Here is an 18182-nt window from a genome sequence, read left to right on the forward strand (position 1 = left end):
TTAAATCGTCCAGCATAATTTCCATACCGTTCACCTTCACTCCGTTGGTAAGTTTCATCTCATGCGCTGTGATCATTGTACAGCCGAACGAGCTTGATAAAAAGGCAATCTTTCCGGGAAACATTTCCCCTTTCGCCAGATGTCATGTTTTCCCGTACCGCAATCGCGATTGATCACCCGCTGTTAACCTTCTCCTTTAAACCAGATGTCCTTAAAATCTACCCACCCGGCGGCATTCAACCGTACGCCCTGCTGGGACGGGTGGGACAGCACCCGGGCTTCGTTGTAGGTCAAATAGACGGCCGTGCTGCGTTCGATCAGCCAGGATTCCAGCCGCTGAAACGCCTCGTCCCGGGCTTCCGGTTCCGCCTCCTGAAGCAGCTGCCCCACAAGCCGGTCTACTTCCGCCTGCGTTCCGGGATCCAGCATGCTGCGAATGAAGCTGTACCGGGACAGCAAATATTCGATCTGCCGGAGCAGCCCCTCGCTCAGCAGCGCCTCGAACAGGATCAGGTCCGCTTCCCGGATCCGCTCTTCCTTCATTAATTCCTCCCAGGGCACAATATGCACGTCCAGCTGGATTCCGGCCTGGCCATATTGCTGCTGAAGCCAGTAAGCCGCCTGCTCATGGCGACGGTACGCATACAGCTTCAACGACTCTCCGCCGTAGCCGGACCGCTTCAATTCCCTGGATGCCTCTTCCGGATCATACAGCGGATCAGCGGCAGCCGGCTGCTGCTCAAGGTGAAAACAAAGGCATGGGAAGGCATGCGGGTACCCCAGCTCCCGTACCATGCGGCTCCGGTCAACCGCAAGTGCAAGCGCCCTGCGGAAGGAACCGGTTTGCAAAATCCCCGGTTTCGCAAGGTTTATCGTCAGCATGCTGCATCCGGTGACGAGACGGCTGCGCCGCCATGTCTTCAGCTCTTGGCGGCGCGCTTCTCCCGTCTCGACGACCAGTACGCCCGGATTGGTCTCCACCGTCCATTCTCCGCCGGTGTCCGGGATGATCATCACTTCGATTCGATCGATCAGGCCCCGGGCCGCATAATAATCCGGGAAAACCTCCAGCACGCACATCCCCGGCGTAAGCTTAGCGATCCGGTAAGGCCCGGCCCCGACGGGCAGGCTGCCGGGAACCGTTACGGCCCCGGACTCCCCGCTGGCGCGGGAAAGGATGGCTGCCGCCGTATGCGACATAAATAACGCAAACAGGACGTTGGGCTGACGCAGCTTCATGCGGATGGTGTAACGCGATTCCGCGTAGATCTCAACGATGTCCCTGCACAGCCAGGAATGATTGTTGGATTCCTGCTGCACGCGCAGCAGGCTGTATTTGACGTCATCGGCCGTAAGCTCCGTGCCGTCCTGAAACGTCACGCCTTTTCGCAAATAGAACGTCCAACAACAAGCATCAGCACTAGATTCCCAATGATGTGCGACGCCCGGAATAACCTTGCCGGTGTCCATTTCCAGCTCGACCAGAGTCGCATGGATTTGGCGGATCAGATGGGTATCGAAAGCATACATCGCGTCCGCCGGGTCCAGCGTCACGATCGGCCGGTATACCGGCAGGCGGAGCGTCTCCACCATACGGCCCTCCCCGGTCGTTTCCTTCCGGTATCCGAAATAGCCGGTGAGCCAGTCCACAAACTGCTGCATCACTTCGGGTTCGCCCACCTGCTCTTTTACCCAGAGCAGCGCGCCCTGCACGTCCCCCTGCTTCACGTATTGCTGCGCTTCCCGGATCACGAGCTCCCGCTTGTCCGCCAGAAACATCAGCTCCGACCGATGGCCCCTGCCCTGCCCGGCTGCATACCAGATCAGGCCGGCGTCGGCCATTTTGCGCAGGATCAGCCTGGCGTTACGGGGCGTGCAGTACAGGGGCCTCGGCCAGCCCGTCGATCGTCACCCGGAACGGCTCCCCTCCTTTTCACCGGAATAAGCGCTTCGCAGCCGAAGGTAATCTTCTGCCAATTTCACCGGACATAGCCCCTTTTGTTCAGTTGAAAAAAATGGTATGCATCCAACATACAAATTTTGCTGGCGCATTTCAATCCCACCGGTCGGGCTTTTCTGAGGAAACAAAAAGGCAGCCTTCGGGCCCCTCAGCCTTCAGACTGCCTGTCTGTATATTTTGTGGTTGTACGCTGGCTACTTTAGCAGTTCCACCGCCTGCGTATCGCGATTCGGCATCCATATCTGCTTCACCTTAATGGTCAGCGGCTGCGGATAGTCTACCGCATCCTTGCCGAAGTTGTAATCGTAATCGTCTCCCATCGTGTCCTTCTTGTTGGACCAGCTATGTCCACCTTGGGAATATCCTTCAGGAGACTGCCTTTTGTGGACGTTGCCGTCGGCATCGGTGAAGCTGTCATCCAGCGACAGCGACAGGCTCTCGCCGGCATAGGCGTTTTCGAGCTCGCGGTGAATCAACACCTCACCGGGGCCAGCCGTCCGGGTGTATGAAATCAGGGTAAACCGGTCGTCCGGCGCCTCCACGATCTGCTTCTTCTTCAGGTCGATCACGATTTGCAGCTGGTCCTTGTCCACCGCAGCAGTGCCCTCCGTCTTGAGCCTAATGGAATCATACTCAGCGTATTTCTGGCCGCTGCCGTACATCAGCATCGCATCTGTACCCTCCGTGAGGGCCTCCGAATTGTCCCGAGAGTACCACTTCGGATAATACAGCTTTTCGATTTCGTCCCCGACTTTCCCGATGAGCACCGGACTGAGCAGCCGGAATACTTGTTTCCCATTCGCCTGATCATAGTCCAGGTCGACGTACGTGTGCAGCGGCGTATAGATGACCTGAGTCACACGAACCCTTTGGCCGTCTACTGTCAGGGTCCGGTCTGGGCGCAGCACGCGCTCCTTGTCCTTGAACATGCCGGGATCGAGCTCAAACGAAATGTCGAACGCCGTGCGGTATTTATTGGAGCTGGACATCAGCGCTTCGTTTGACGTCTCCGTCAAGGTCACATGAAACTTGGCATCCTTGGTATATTGAACAGAAGGGTTCAGGGGCACGGTGTAAATAAAATGATTGGCTCCATTCGCCGGAATTCTGTTGCTGTTGCTTCCCGCCAATTCGACCGACGCTCCTTTGGACGGGGCTTCCACGCCGCCAAGTTCAAGGGCTACGTCCGCGTTGATGACCTCTTTATCCGTTTGGTTGCGGACACCGAACAGCACATAAGCCATCCGGCCATCCGTGACGGCACCGTCCACCTCTACGCGATACCCTTTCTGTTCGACGCTTTCGGCAATCGGCTTGACGAGCCCCTGGTCCATTGCGCTCGCCAGACCCTCCACCGTGGTCGATTGGTACGGCTCCAGCATAGCCTGGCTCGGAATCCCCGCAGTCTGCTTCGGCGCCGGCTCCGCCCGATGGGCCAAGCTGCCGATCGAGTAATTGATAATTAGCAGGGCAGCCGCGAGCGCCATAACCGTCCCCGTACTCCAAAAATAGAAACGCCGCTTCTCACGCATTTTTCCTCTCTCCATTCCTTTACGCATAGCCAGAGTCAATTTCATCTCAGGCAACGTTTCCGCATGCTTGTTTACTTCATAGGCATCCTGCAGCAGGATGCGCTGTTCTTTTTCGGGCATAACCTGTCCCTCCCTTCTGCTCAGCCTCTACATATATTTCCGGAGCTGCTTCAGGCCTTCCCGCAGCCATGTCTTGATCGTTCCTTCCGGCTTGCCCAGCACCTTCGCGATTTCAACGGACGTCATGTCCTGGTAATATTTCAGCATGACGACATGCCGGTACTTCGGCTTCATCCGCTCCAGCGCGCGCTGCAGGTCGATCCGCTCGCTGCTTTTCATCTCCTGCACGGCCCCTTCCTGCGGCTCCTCCACCGGAAATACCCGTTTCTTGCGCCGTAGCTCGTCCATGCAGCAGTTGATCGTGATGCGGATGAGCCACGGGGTGAAGGACTGCGGGTCCTTCAACTTCTTCCTCTTCACCCACGCCCGGTATGACGCCTCCTGCACGGCTTCCAGCGCATCGGCTTCACTGCGCAAATAACTGTAGGCGATGGAATACAATTTTCGCTGCTCGGCGGTCAGACGCTCAAAAAACGCTTCTGCTTCCGTCAGCGTAGTTCTATTCATATGGATCTCGCTCCATGTACTATCAGCATTCAGCGTCCCCACTCCCCCCTCTGTATCTCTACAACCCGTTCACCGACGGGCCTCTTGGCGGCCGCTCTATAATATAGACGCACGAGACTGAAAAATCGATTGAAATATTTTTTAATAATGGAATATCGGGGGCATGTCCGGCTCAGTACGACGAAGTCTTGGTTCGAATGAAGCATGCGCGTCCGTTACGCAAGATTTCTTTCCAAAAAAACAGTTGCTCATTACGTAACGTCATGTGATGTAATGATTGTGGAGGTGTGATGCATGCAAACTGACGACAAAACTTATTTGGTCGGAGAAATATCCGCTGCTACCGGCGTAACGGTACGGACCCTTCAGCACTATGACAATATCGGACTGCTGCCCACAACCGGCCGTACGGCAGGCGGACGGCGGTATTATACGAAGGACGACCTCCTCTGCTTGGAGCAGATCATTTTTTACAAATCTCTAGGGCTCTCTCTTCAAGAAATCCGCGACAAAGTCATCCAGCGTCCCGACTCATCGCAGATCGAACAAATTCTGCAAGAGCAGGAACTGGCGCTTTACCGAAAAATAGAAGAAGCCTATGCAGGCATTGCCGCCATCGAGGCCCACCGGACGGCGGTCGCGGCCGGAAATGATGCGCCGTGGCAGCTTTTGGCCTTTTTTATCCGGTGTTTCAACAACAGCAGCCTGGTCGATTGGAAACAATACGCTTTTACCGAAACCCAAAAAGAAATTTTCGGCAGACGATTTGCCACAGAACAAAGTGCATTCGATTTGTATCATACCTGGAGACGACTGGCTTTAAAAGCCGTTACGCTGGGGCTGGCAGGCGCAGGGCCGGAAGAGCCCGCTGCACAAGAGCTGGCCAAGGCTTGGTGCACCATGGTGCAAGAGGCAACCGGCGGAGAAAGCGAACAAGCGGATGCGTTTGTACAAATGCAAGGTGATCGTGCATCTTGGCCGGAGGGCGACCGGGAACTCTTCGAGGCATCCCAAGCTTTTATCGACAAGGCGGTAAACCAATATTTATCCTGTCAAACATCAGGCGACGACAAGGACGGAGGAGGCAGCCGTGAATCATAAAAATTACGAGCCTACGCAGGAGTCCCTTAACGCTCACCCGCTTCCGCAATGGTTTGACGAAGCAAAATTCGGCATCTTTATACACTGGGGTCCCTATTCCGTACCTGGTTTTGCACCCGTAGGTAACTTTGCGGATACTTTAAAGACCGATTATGATCGGGCAATGGTCGTCTACCCGTACGCTGAAGGCTACTGGAATGCGATCAAAGACCAGACCACACCGTCTGCGCGTTATCATCAAGCCGTATATGGCAGCATGCCCTACCAAGGATTTAAACCGCTGTTCATGAACGGCGTGAAACAATGGGACCCCATGGCTTGGGCCAAAATTTTCAGGAATGCCGGTGCAAAGTACGTCGTGATCGTATCGAAGCACCATGACGGATTTTGCCTATGGCCAACGAAGGTGGCCAACCCGCATGAACCGAACTGGTTTAGCGAGCGCGACATCATCGGCGAATTGGCAGACGCTGTACGCAGCGAAGGCCTGCGTTTTGGCATCTACTACTCAGGTGGGATCGACTGGACTTTTCGGAAAAGGATTTCGAGAACATTTATGGACTACTCCTTTTCCACACCCGGTGGCGATTATACAGCATATGCCGATGCCCAGATCCGCGAACTGATTTCCCGATACCGCCCTGATATTCTATGGAACGATATATGCTGGCCAGGGAACGAAGACTCCCTTTTTCGATTGTTCGCCTACTACTATAACGTTGTACCCGAAGGCGTGGTCAATGACCGCTGGAAGCATACGACTTCCGCTAACAAGTTGTTAAGTCTCAAACCTGTACGCGCAGTGATGGACATGATGATCAAACGAATGATCATGAACAATCCGGATATTCATTCTGCCCTGGCGCAGCCAGCTATCCCCCATAGCGATTTTTCGACTCCGGAATATACCAAACACAAGGAAATACAGCCTAAAAAATGGGAGATGACACGCGGAATCGGCAATTCATTCGGCTACAACCGCAATGAGCAGGATGAAGACTATTCATCCTTTGAAACATTGCTAATCGATTTTATAGATGCCCTATCCAAAAACGGAAACCTGCTGCTGAATGTAGGTCCGCGCGGCAAGGATGCTCAAATTCCTCCCGAGCAGTTAAGCCGATTGTCCAAATTCGGGGATTGGTTACAGCGGAATGGGGAGGCCGTATATGGTACGCGTCCCTGGATTCGTGCGGAAGCGGAAACGGAGACCGGTGAAACGATCCGGTTTACGCGAAAGGACAACCGGCTGTATCTGATCATTTTGGGGCGTCCGAACGGCAGAACGATTAAGGTAAAGGAGTTCTACTGTGAAGGCACAGCAAATCTGCTGACGGATGGCAGTCCGGTTCAACTGAAGCGGGAAGGCGAGGATATGAACCTCATTTTCAAACACCGGCTTGGACATATTTTCGTTCCTGTCATCGTAATAGAAGGAGAGCATGACGATGGAACGCAATGATTGCGCTTGCTGGTGCTGCGGGTGCGGACCTTGCAGGCAGTGAGGGATGAATCGTAAAGTCCATCACACAAAAAAGCAACTTTTATCCCAACAGCCTTTTCAAACCATATTATTCAACGCGACACTCCCTCATATTCTTCAAAACAAACATATCATCAATCATTCGTTACCTCGTTACCTCTCTTCATCCATTCCACCATCTCCAAATAATGCCGGTTATACATAATCCCCAGCACATTGCCAAAGGGGTCCGTCACCGAAGCCGTAACGAATCCCTCGCCACGCGGAGCAATTGGTTCGTATTTCTTTGCGCCCATATCCAGCAATTTCGTAAATGTGGCTTCCACATCATCAACATGCCAGTACATGATGGCACCGCCTGGACCTGACACCGCTTGCGAAGGAGCATAGCGGCGGCTGATCAGACCCAGCTCATGCTGGTAGTCCCCAACCCGGAACTCGGCATAGGCAAGCTCGCCAGACGGTCCGGTGCGTTTGAAGTACGGGGAGATGCCGAGCACCTCCGAATACCACGACACCGCTGCCTCAATATCGTCTGCCAAATAATTAATCGTCGCCATGCCTCTTAACGTTTGTTTTACGCTCATTATCATTTTCCTCCTTCGTTTGTTCCCTCATCTTCTAAGGCCATTATAGGAGGCAAAAGCTGACAACTGTACGTCATGGTTTTAATAAAGCAAAAAACACCTCCAGGTGATGTCCATATCTCACGACATGGCTGTCATCACGTGAAGGTGTCACGTTGCGCCTCGGGGATTCTCATAAAAACCCGGTCAGCTTTTCATAGATTTTCAGCAGCTGCTGCCTTTCTTCCTCGGTCAATTTTTCAAATAGATTTCTGCGCAAAATTTGCCCGTCCTGATTCGCCTTTTGAACGATGTCGAGACCCTTGTCCGTAATCCCCAAATAGATGATACGGCGATCCTTCTCATCGACGATTCGAACGGCTAACTGCTTCTGCACAAGTTTTTCCGATAGATGGGTCAGCGTCGGTGGGGTCAGCCCCAGAGCCTTGGCGATATCCGAAGGCCGGCTGTTCCCATGGTGCTGCAGGTGAGCCAGAACGAGAATATGGGAAATTCCAAGGTCCTCGTTGAACAATTTGCCCCACTGGATGATGAGGTTGTTCGTTACTTTATCCATATTGTGAATGATTTCAAAAATCGTCTGTTCTTCCATCAGGCAAATCCCCGCTTTCTGCAAGTCAAAGCCTCTAATCTGCATTAGAGGCCTTCATTATCATACATGCTTTTCAGCCGGGAATCCACCGCTCATGGCCGCCCGTGAAGCCTGCGGCGCAGGACGATCCCGCTTTTAACGCAATTTAATGGAGCCCCCGTCCACCATAAAGGTTTGACCTGTGATATAGTCAGCGTCGCTACTGGCCAGAAACACCGCAACACGGCCGATGTCCTGCTCGGGATCGCCGAGCCGGCGCAGAGGAATTTTATTCAGCATCGCCTCGTATAGCTCCGGAGCATTTTCGCGCCACTGTTCCACGCCCGGCGTCAGTGCGATCGGGGAAATCAGATTGACGTTAATTCCATCCGGACCCCATTCATTGGCCGCAACGCGCGACACGCCCCGGATCGCTTCTTTGGCGGCAGCATACGACGTCTGCGTGACCTGCCCGTCAATACCCGCACCGGACGCAAAGTTGATGACCTTGCCTTTCGTTTTCTTCAGTTCCGGATACGCCGCCTGCATGAAATGAACGGTAGGATAAAAGCCTGTTCCAAAGGATAAATCAAAAAGCTCCTGAGTTGTTTCCATAAAAGGGGCCTGTCTCGATACATGCGCATTATTCACCAGAATATCCAGCTTGCCGAAGCGCTTGACCACGTCGGCCACGATTTCATGCGCGCTCTCCTGCTTGGAAATATCCTTGATGAACAGCATTCCCTCTGTATATTGGTTAATCTCGGCGAGCGTCTCTTTCCCTTTCGCCTCATTCACGTCGACGATCGCGATATGTGCGCCTTCCTTAGCCATAGCCAGCGCCATGCCTTTGCCGATGCCTGATGCACTGCCAGTAATGATACCGACTTTCCCTTGTAATTTCATGCTGCTTCCTCTTTTCATTATATATTTAGTGATCTAATTATTTCATGTCTAAATAATAACAAACCTCAATATGGCGTGCAAGTTGGTAGAAACTGCATCGCTCATAAAAAAGTCTATCGACTTAATGTCATAGAAGGCTGACCGCCTTTTAGCAGGAGTTATTCTGGCGGTTATACAATGTTTCCCTCTGCTGAAAATCTATTAATCTAGAGAACAAAGCAACCGCACTCCATACATCGGGTTGCGGTTGCGTGATGGAACATCAGCTCAGCGTTGCCCCTATTTGCGCTGTCTGTTCTGCATGGGCAGTCGATAAGCCCATTTGCTGCTGCATTTTATTTTCCCGGATGAAGATTGGCATCCGGCAGGACCTTCCAGCGCTGCCGCAGCTCGCCGGCGTCCGGGTCGCCTAGCTGCAGCTTTGTCCCATCGGCCGATACCTCCAGCGCCTGGCCGTTATGCACAGAGTATACCGTGACGACAGCGTCTCCTTGGTACTCCACTCGCCAGCGCTGGTTGTTGTAGCCGAGGTAGTCGTACAGCTGCAGCCGGCCCAGCCCCGTGTCGAGGTCCAGCGCTTTGCCCGCTTGGGTCCGGATGGACCATGTCCCGTCCCCGTTAGGAACGAAAACCCATACCTGCGGGGAAGCCCCTTCAGGGCCGCCCACCGTTACCGGTTCGCCGTTTTGCGATTCCGCAGCAAACAGTGCAAGGCCGGAGGCCGCGTTCACCAGCGTCGTTTCGGCCAGCTTGGCATCAGCCATCCCGCTCACCGTCACCTGCTGGTAAAACGCCTGCCCGCCGAACACGTTCACGCCGAAGTGCCCCTCAGCAAACGTGCCGTCCTTCACGTCGAAGACTTGCCCCCCGTCCACTTCCGCCCGGATCTGCGGCCCCTTCGCCTCAATGCGGACATGGTACGTTTTGCCTGGCTGGATGAACCTGGGGACCTTGGCCAGCACCTGCCTGTCCTCAAACCGCCCGTCTACTTTATAGAAAAGTCGAATGGCCTTCAGGTTCGGATCGAGATTGAAATAATACCCGCTGCGGCCGTCAGCGCTCGCCCGGAACAGGATCGAGCCCGCGCCTCCTGTCTCCCCCAACGTCATGTCGGCTTCCAGGGCAAAATCCCCGGCCTGCTCCTGCGCCATGTAGTTCGCATCGCTTGTATAGCTGCCCCGGATGCCACGTTCGGTCACAACCCACCGCGATGCCGACAGATCCGGCTTCCAGCCCGTCAGGTTCGTCGTAAACGTCCCGTCGGTGACGTTTACCACGCAGCGGGCCGAAGCCTTCCCGTTCGGCGACACGGCCGTAATGACGGCCGTTCCCGCCTTATTCGCTCGAAGCACCGCTTTCCCCGGAGATTCCCCCTGATTGGAGGAAGTCACCTGCACGACGCCGGGATTGCTGGACTTCCATACCAGCGGCGGATGGCTTGCTCCAGAGGATTCCAAGTAAGATGCATACAATTTCTCCTCATCACCCTTAGACAATTCCAGCTCTTTCCGATCCAGGATGATCGAGGAGCCCGTCTTCCGCCCTTCACGCCATACATTGTCCAGCGCATGCACCTGCAAGGACGCTAGCTTCACTTTACCTCCCTTGGTATAGAAGCTCATGCCCCGCCGGGCCGGATCCGGAAAAATCAGGTCGGAAAAGACGACCCTGCCGTCATTGCCGAACACTTCCACCGAGGATTCATCCACAAGGATCCGCAGGCGGATGTGGCTGCCGTCCGGCTGGAGCGCGGCCTCATGCCTCGTCTGCAGCAGGCTCGAGTAATCGGTAACGCCGGATGACGAGCGGTCCACGAATAGCTTCTGTTCGGCAGTCTTATACCCGATCATCGTCTTCTGCCCGCCGCCTTCGCGGACCGTAAATCCGAATTCAGCTGCGGCTCCGCTTTGCGGCAGCTCGATGTCGGCTTCGATTTCATAGGCGCCTGCTGAAATTCCTCCAAGCACGTTCGCTGCCGATTCGCTAACCTCACGGTTTTTCACGCTGAACAAGGTGCTGCGCAGCCCGGCAAGCTCCCGGATCGGCGACTGGAACAGCCTGATGCCGTTGTCCGTCGTATGCAGCGTGACCTCCCGCGGTACGGTCATTTGCCCCTTCCAGCCTTCCGTCGGGAAGCTGAACGGGTAATCCCAGTTCGTCATCCAGGCCAGCAGAATCCGCCGCCCGTCCGGCATGCCGGAGAAAGACATTGAGGCATAAAATTCTTTGCCCCAATCCGTCTTCAGCACGGTTCCCGCCGGATTGTCGTTCACGAATTTACCTTCCGGTGTCAGCTCCCCGATAAAATACTCCGCGTCGGAGCCCTGCGTTTTCGGATTCGCGCCGGTGCTGATCATCAGCACCCATTTGCGCCGGTCCGTGCCGTCTACCGGAAGCTGAAACAGGTCCGGGCACTCCCACACCCCGCCGCGTACGTACTCCCCGTATCCCACCGTTTTTGCCGGGATTATCGATCACGACCGGGTGCTCCGCCGAGTACTGCCAGGTCCGTCCCTGATCGGTGCTGTAGGCCAGCCCGATCTTTGGTTGCCGTTCGGCAGATCCGGCGAAAAGGAAGTATAGTACGCGATCAACCCCTTGCCGCCTGAGCTTCCGAACAATCCGGAAGCGTTCGTCGTGTCGGCCACGGCCGAGCCTGACCAGACATGCCCCAGATCGTTCCAGGGCAGGGCGATCGGCAGCTGCTTCCAGTGCAGCAGGTCACGACTGACGGCATGCGCCCACTGTCCTCCATCCTGATGGAATAAATGATATTCCCCTTCAAAATAAACGAGACCGTTCGGGTCGCTTGCCGACCCCCGGATCGGGCTGTAATGGTACTCCGGCCGGTATGTTTCCGTATAGTATTCGGATTCAAGCGTGACATAGGCATCCTGGACGTATGCCGTGCCTTCTCTTACAACCAGTCCGGTATATCCGGCCGAATAACTGTCATCCGTCACGTCCACGGCGGCGGGAGCATATCCGTCCACAAACACCTGAATCCTCGGCCCGACGGCCTGGATCTCCAGATGATGCTTGGCGTTTGGCAAATCGGGGTAAACGCGGTTCGAGGCGCCGATGTTGGTTCCGTCCGTTTTCCGCAGCAGTACTTGTACCTCGCTTCCTTGATTCCGCAGCACAGCTTCATATCCGGCGGTTCCCTCCGCATTTGTCCGAATCAGCAGTCCCGCGGATGAGGCTTCACCCAGTGTGACATTGCCTTCATAGACGGCGTCCGCAGCAATGTTCTGGTATACCCGTAGCGCGGGTTGTCCGGTCGTTCCCGTTCCTTTAAGCCCTTTGAGAGCGGGCTGCCAGCTTCCGGTTGAAGCGAGCACACCGTCCAGATTGCCGGCAAGGCTTCCGACCTTCACATTCTGAAATACGGCTGAACCGTTCCACACATGAAGCCCAAGATATCCGGAAGCATAGGCGGTATCGACCGCACTGATGACGGGCTGATACTGGCTGCCCCAATACACCTGCAGGCTCGTTCCCTCAGCCTTCACTTTCAGGTGATAGATTTCGCCGACCTTCAGCGGCACCTGACGTTCTTCCTTGAGCCCTCCTCCGGCTGCGTTTTTCAAGCGGATGATGCCCGACGACGGCACGATTTGCAGCATGTATGAAGACCAGCCGTCGCTGCTAGAGCGGAAAAGCAGCGAAGCATCGGCCTCGGCGTTTTGGATCATGACATCGGCTTCGTAGATAAAATCGTCCGCCTTCGTGCTGGAGACCGCCATCACGTTCTCCTGCGGATCGGAAGCCAGCTTCAGCCCCTCCGCCGTCTGCTCAAGCTTGCCCTTACCCTGGACCTGCCAGCCTTCCAGGTTCGTATTGACGCTCGCTGCCATCGTGTCCGCCTCCTTCGTTAATGCAGCTGCCGCGCCGTTAACTTTAACTTCGGTATCTGCAGGCATCGCCCATCCCCGCCCTTCGTCAGACTCATACAGCAGGATGGACGCGCATGCCAAAATTCCGGCCAGGCACGCGGACAGCATCTTTCTTGCTGATCTCATCAACACTCCTCCTTATCATCAGAACAATGTGTAGAAATGACATATAAACGATTGCAAGCTTATACATGAAACAAATCTGTGCATGAAAATAATGTGCATGAAGACAAGCCTGATGCATGAAAAAAACTTTATTGTAACCGCTTACATTACGCGGCGTTAAACTGGCGTGTTCCTTATAAACAAACAGTGCAATACACTCAAACCGGATATGAACGATGTCTGAACTGAGCTAGGCTGGACTTAGGTTAGAGAGAAACCGAACAAGGCTGCCGAGTATATTCAAGGCTTGTCCTCGGCTTGTTCTTGGCTTGTTCTTGGCCTCTTCTTGCCCCTGTCTCTCCAAAACTTGTCCAGCATCATCTCAGTTGTTCCTCCCAGCCTAATTCGGCTCAGCACGATATGTATACCTGTACCGTTTGTACCGTCGCCCGCTTTCGGGCAGCCTGCCTGTACTGCGGCTGGCTGCCCCCAAGCGAAGGCGGGTTAGAAACAGGTTTCCCTGCAGGCTCCTATACCTTCTGTCCGGATGCCTCCAGCGCCTGAAACCCTAGCGCAAGTGCGCCGTATAATCCGGCTTGGCCGCCGAGTCCGGGCGGAACGATGTAACCATCGATACCGTCCGTGAGCTCCAGGGCGTCCACGTAGCCGTTCAGGCTCCGCTGAACCTCTTGGCGGATCAGCGGGAAGAGCTGCGGCTGCTGCATGACGCCCCCGCCCAGGATGACCTTCTCCGGCGAGAGCATCAGGACCGCTGTCGTGACCGCCTGGGCGACATAATACGCCTCGAAGATCCAGGCCGCGTGATCCGCGGCAAGCTGCGGCCCCTTCACTCCCCACCGCGCTTCCAGCGCCGGCCCGGCGGCCATCCCCTCCAGGCAGTCCCCGTGATACGGGCACGCGCCCGGGAAGCCGTCCTCCGGATGACGGCGGACCGGAATGTGCCCGCCTTCCGGATGGACGAGCCCGTGAACGGGCCGGCCGCCGGCATACACGCCGACACCGACACCGGTGCCGATTGTGAAGTACGCGCAGCTGTCCAGCCCGCGGGCCGCTCCCCACAGCGCCTCGCCGCAGGCGGCGGCATTCACGTCCGTGTCCCATCCATAGGGGACGTCGAAGTGCCGCTTCAGCTCCGCAAGCAAGGGATAGTGCGCCCATCCCGGTTTAGGGGTGGTCGTTATGCTTCCATACCCCGGGCTGCCGGGGTGAAGGTCGATTGGGCCAAACGATCCGATCCCAATCGCTTCCGGCTGGCGATCCTTGAAATAAGCGATGACCCGGGGCATCGTTTCCTCAGGCCGTCCCGTCGGAAAGCTGATGCTCTCGCTGATTTGCCCGTGTTCGTTTCCGATGCCGCAGACGAATTTCGTTCCGCCCGCTTCAATGGCTCCGATGCGCATGATGATGTGCCTCTCTTTTCAAATTTTATCGGTCGATGGATTTGGGTTCTCCATTGGATCAAGGTTCGTATTTAAAAGTACTTATTTAAAAGGTTGTTATTTAAATAGAAAGATCGTAAATGTCGAGCGATTCGACGAGCGCCTCCTCATCGTCCACCTTGAGGGACAATCCGGTGGATGCCTGATCCGGATAGATCAGGTCGGTAAGAACCGCACGGCCGCCGCCCGCGAACACTTCCACCGAAGACCGGTCGATCAGGATTTGCAGTTCCACCGTTCCGTCCGCCACATCGAGAGCTGCCGCATGCCTGCCGGCAAACAGCGGGTGAAAGTCCGCTGCGCCCGCCCGGGTCCGGTCAATATAGACTTCACCGGCCGCCCCGCTGTAACCGATCACCGTCTCCTGGCCGCGGCCAGCCCGCACCTTCAGCTCCAGCGATTGGCCGGATCCTAGGCGGATCCGAATCTCTCCGCTCTCCAGCTGTAAATCGGCCAGCTGCGCGGAGGCCTGAGCAGCCGTTACCTGCTTCAGGGACAGAAGCTCCTTGCGGTATCCCTCCAATTCCCGGGCGGGCTGCTGGATCAGCTCGGCCGAACCTTGGCGCAGCTCCAGCTTGAGCTCCCGCGGCACGGTCATCGCGCCCCGCCACACGCCGGTCGGCGTCTGATTGGCATATTTCCAGTTGCTCATCCAGCCGACGAACAGGCGCCTGCCGTCCTCGGCCGGCACGTCCGACCAGCTGACGCCGGCGTAGTTGTCCCGGCCGTAATCGATCCATCTCACGCGGGTCTGCGATACGGCATCCGGCGTAAAGCGTTCCCCGTCGAAGTCCCCGGTAAAATATTGCGTGCGCGACCCCTCCGCCAACTCCGGATGATCGCCGATGCTGACGAGCATCACCCACTTCGTCTGGCCCGGGTCCCCGTCCACCGGCAGGGGAAACAGGTCGGGACACTCCCACACGCCGTCATGGCTGCCGATGCCTTCCCCGAATTCGCTGGACAGCGTCCAGTCGATCAGGTTCGGCGAACGGTACAGGCAGACGGTCTGGCCGCAGGCAACAATCATCACCCACTGTGAGGAAGCTTCATGCCAGAATACTTTCGGATCGCGGAAGTCCACGAAGGTATCATGCGACAGCACCGGGTTGCCGGCATACTTCGTCCAGGTCCGTCCCGCATCCGTGCTGTATGCCAGGCTCTGGCGCTGCACCGGCGCTCCGCCCTCCGGTCCTTCGGCATGCTGCGTAAAAATGGCCACAAGCCCCGGCTCACCGTCGAAAAAGCCGGTCGTGTTGTTCCAGTCGACCACGGCGCTGCCGGAGAAAATCGTGCCAAACTCGTCCGGCGCCAAGGCGATCGGGAGTTCTTCCCAGACGACCAAGTCCCGGCTGACCGCGTGTCCCCAATGCATCGGTCCCCAGGTGTTCCCGAAGGGATGATGCTGGTAAAACAGGTGGTATTCCCCCTGGAAATAAACCATTCCGTTGGGGTCGTTCATCCAGTGTTCTTTCGGGGAAAAGTGATACGCCCCGCGGTAGTTGTGCGATATGAATGTGGACATCAGCTGTGCTCCTTTGAATTACATGTTTTATTTGCAGCGGACCCGGCCGCATCTTTGCCCAAAGGCATCTGGCGGCCGCATCCGGATTCTGCACTGCTAACGTTTATGCGCCAAGCAAGTGCGGATATGTTGTTTTTGATTTTTTAATCAACCTTTATTGCGCGCTGCGGTCATACCCCGCCTGCTTGATCTTCAGCCAATCCTGCAGCCCCAACCGGTTCAGCTCTTTGAGGTAGGCGTCCCACTCCTGATCGACTTTGCCGTTCTGGTACCATTCGGTGCGCTTCCGCTCGAGGTAGGCAAACATGTCGGTCTGGATGGTGGACAGCCGGTCCAGCTCATCGATGGAGAAGAAGACGTTCGGATACGTATTTTTCGCCTTCATGTGCGGCACCATCACGTCTTTCAGCAGCTTCAGCCGCCATGCTGCATCGTCCGGCATCGTCGTGTATTTGCCGTAGTACTCGTCGAGGATGGCCAGCGGACCGGCGATGCTCGTCTTTTGCCGGAGCTCCACAGGGGCTGTGCCTTCCAGCGGCAGATGCTTCAGCATGCCCTTGGCTTCGTCGAATTCGAAAATGTTCTGCTGCGTCTGATCCCCGTACGTCCCCCAGTTATCCTGAACGGACTGCAGCGGATCGTAGAGCTGATCGACCCATTTGGCCGTCTCCTCCAAATGTTTGTTGCTGCTCGTGATGACCATGCGCCCGCGGTCCAGCCCGATGCCGTTCGTGCGGGTCACGTTTACTTCGCCGCTTGGTCCTGCCAGCGGAGGCATCACGTCATACGTATCGTTCATGCCGGTGATGTTGGCCTTATCCCATGTAAAATACAGTCCGTACCGGTTATCCTTGCCTTTCGCCAAATAGGTGTTCCAGTCCTGCTGGAAGGATTCAATATCGATCAAGCCTTCCTGGTACAGTTCGTGAACGTACTTGATCGCTTCCTTATAACCTTCCTCCGCTGCAGTAAAGACAACCTTGCCGTCATCGGTTACGACGGTGTGGTCCCAGTTCTCTCCAAGCCCGAAAGAACCGAACAGGAAGGCCAGGTCTTCCCCACCCGGCTTGTTGATAAAGGAGAGCGGAATTTCGTCCGCCTTGCCATTGCCGTTCGGGTCCTGCGTTTTGAAGGCGATCAGCACCTTCTTCAGCTCCTCGGTGGTCTTCGGCATGGACAGCCCCAGCTTTTTCAGCCACTCCACGTTGATCCACGGCAGGTCGTCCACGGACTGAATCCGTTCTTTGCCGGAACCCAGCTCTTCAATCCAGGGGAAAGAATAGATGTGGCCGTCAGGCGCGGTAATCATCTTTTTATATTCCGGCGCCTGCTCCAGCACCTTTTTGAAGTTCGGCATATGCTGCTCGATCAGATCGTCGAGGGGAATGATCACCCCGTCCTTGGCCAGCTTCAGCAGATCATAATCGCCATACCCGGCGTCAAAGATCGCATCCGGCAGATCGCCGCTCGCCACGGCCAGGTTTCTTTTCTCCGCAAAAACGTCGTTCGTGTAATTTTTCCAATTGATATGAATGCCGGTCTTCTCTTCCAGCCGCTTATTGATGAGCTTGTCGTTCGGGTCCGCGGGTGCCAGCGGCGAGCTCTGCGTCAGAAAATTGAGGGTGACTTTCCCGTCAGGCGACTCCTTGGCGTCTCCGCCGCTTCCTCCGCAGCCGGACAGCAGCAGCAGCGCCGCGAGCGCTGAAACGGATGCCGTCATGGCAGCAGCCTTGCGATTTCTCTTTTTGTTCATCGTTATGACCTCCCTAGGATTAAAATGGATCAGTGCCATGTATGTTCAGGCCGTCCCTATTTCAGGGAACCGACCATCACACCTTTTTCGAAATACTTTTGGAAAAACGGATACATTACGAGCAGCGGCAGACTGGAAATGACGATCGCCGAGTATTTGATCATTTCCGAGAGGCGCTTGAGCTCGTTCATCGCCAGCTGGTCGCTGATCATGCCCGGCGCCGCCTGGTTCTGGATCAGGATCGAGCGCAGCACGAGCTGCAGCGGATGAAGCTTCGCATCCTCCAGGTAAATCATCGCGTCGAAATAGGAATTCCACTGCCCGACAAAAGCATAGAGAGCCAGCACAAAAATAATCGGTTTGGAGAGCGGCAGCACGATCCGAAAAAAAATGCCCGCCTCCGTCGCGCCGTCGACGTTGGCCGCCTCCCTCAGCTCATTCGGCACGCCTTTGAAAAAGGTCCGGGACAGGATGATGTTCCAGACATTGACCGCACCCGGAATGATGATGGCCCACACCGTATCCAGCATGCCAAGCTGCTTGACCAGCAGATATGTAGGAATCAGGCCCCCGCCGAAAAACATCGTGATCACAAACAGCGTCATAAAAATTTTCCGGCCCGCCAGCCGCGAATCAGACAAGGCATAGCCTGCGCATACCGATACAGTCACGGTAA

The 18182-nt window shown here is 55.7% G+C and carries 12 protein-coding genes and 1 pseudogene; 2 read left to right on the forward strand and 11 right to left on the reverse strand.

The features are described from left to right. Positions 1 to 183 precede the first annotated feature (183 nt). The 3 genes from CPT76_RS17765 to CPT76_RS17775 form a co-directional block, all read right to left on the reverse strand. Complete coding sequence (locus tag CPT76_RS17765) at positions 184 to 1884, reverse strand: ABC transporter substrate-binding protein (protein WP_258168649.1); 1701 nt, start codon at positions 1882 to 1884, stop codon at positions 184 to 186. Between the two features lie 270 nt (positions 1885 to 2154). Then, positions 2155 to 3612: a DUF4179 domain-containing protein gene (locus tag CPT76_RS17770; protein WP_105443780.1), complete on the reverse strand. Its 1458-nt coding sequence runs from the start codon at positions 3610 to 3612 to the stop codon at positions 2155 to 2157. Positions 3613 to 3639: 27 nt separating this feature from the next. Next, positions 3640 to 4119 carry a sigma-70 family RNA polymerase sigma factor gene (locus CPT76_RS17775; RefSeq protein WP_076168631.1) on the reverse strand — a complete coding sequence of 160 codons (480 nt, stop codon included), beginning with the start codon at positions 4117 to 4119 and terminating at the stop codon, positions 3640 to 3642. 294 nt (positions 4120 to 4413) lie between these two features. Between CPT76_RS17775 and CPT76_RS17780 the strand changes: the two genes are divergently transcribed. Further along, the gene (locus tag CPT76_RS17780; protein WP_105443781.1) at positions 4414 to 5220 is read left to right on the forward strand and encodes a MerR family transcriptional regulator; all 807 of its coding nucleotides are present in this window, start codon (positions 4414 to 4416) and stop codon (positions 5218 to 5220) included. Next, on the forward strand, positions 5210 to 6682 hold the full coding sequence (locus tag CPT76_RS17785; RefSeq protein ID WP_181152900.1) for an alpha-L-fucosidase: 1473 nt from the start codon (positions 5210 to 5212) through the stop codon (positions 6680 to 6682). Before CPT76_RS17780 ends, CPT76_RS17785 begins: the two co-directional genes overlap by 11 nt. 155 nt (positions 6683 to 6837) lie before the next feature. Here the strand turns inward: CPT76_RS17785 and CPT76_RS17790 are convergent, their stop codons facing one another. The 8 genes and pseudogenes from CPT76_RS17790 to CPT76_RS17825 form a co-directional block, all read right to left on the reverse strand. After that, the gene (locus CPT76_RS17790; RefSeq protein ID WP_105443783.1) at positions 6838 to 7290 is read right to left on the reverse strand and encodes a VOC family protein; all 453 of its coding nucleotides are present in this window, start codon (positions 7288 to 7290) and stop codon (positions 6838 to 6840) included. 172 nt (positions 7291 to 7462) lie between these two features. Continuing rightward, positions 7463 to 7927, reverse strand: a complete 465-nt coding sequence (locus tag CPT76_RS17795) for a MarR family winged helix-turn-helix transcriptional regulator (RefSeq protein ID WP_306433644.1) — start codon at positions 7925 to 7927, stop codon at positions 7463 to 7465. Between the two features lie 90 nt (positions 7928 to 8017). Next, a complete protein-coding gene (locus CPT76_RS17800) occupies positions 8018 to 8767 on the reverse strand; it encodes an SDR family NAD(P)-dependent oxidoreductase (protein WP_105443784.1) in 750 nt (249 codons plus the stop codon). Positions 8768 to 9102: 335 nt separating this feature from the next. Next, positions 9103 to 12624: pseudogene (locus CPT76_RS17805) on the reverse strand (GH32 C-terminal domain-containing protein). 674 nt (positions 12625 to 13298) lie between these two features. Next, the gene (locus tag CPT76_RS17810; protein ID WP_105443785.1) at positions 13299 to 14189 is read right to left on the reverse strand and encodes an ROK family protein; all 891 of its coding nucleotides are present in this window, start codon (positions 14187 to 14189) and stop codon (positions 13299 to 13301) included. Positions 14190 to 14289: 100 nt separating this feature from the next. Beyond that, entirely contained in the window at positions 14290 to 15753 is a 1464-nt protein-coding gene (locus tag CPT76_RS17815) for a glycoside hydrolase family 32 protein (RefSeq protein ID WP_105443786.1), read from the reverse strand. Positions 15754 to 15907: 154 nt separating this feature from the next. After that, positions 15908 to 17506, reverse strand: coding sequence for an ABC transporter substrate-binding protein (locus tag CPT76_RS17820; protein ID WP_105443787.1), 1599 nt, complete (start codon positions 17504 to 17506; stop codon positions 15908 to 15910). Between the two features lie 56 nt (positions 17507 to 17562). Next, a partial coding sequence (locus CPT76_RS17825) for a carbohydrate ABC transporter permease (protein ID WP_105443788.1) occupies positions 17563 to 18182 on the reverse strand: 620 nt, incomplete at its 5' end.

The organism is Paenibacillus sp. AR247 (assembly GCF_002968895.1).
Classification (GTDB): Bacteria; Bacillota; Bacilli; order Paenibacillales; family Paenibacillaceae; genus Paenibacillus_AQ; species Paenibacillus_AQ favisporus.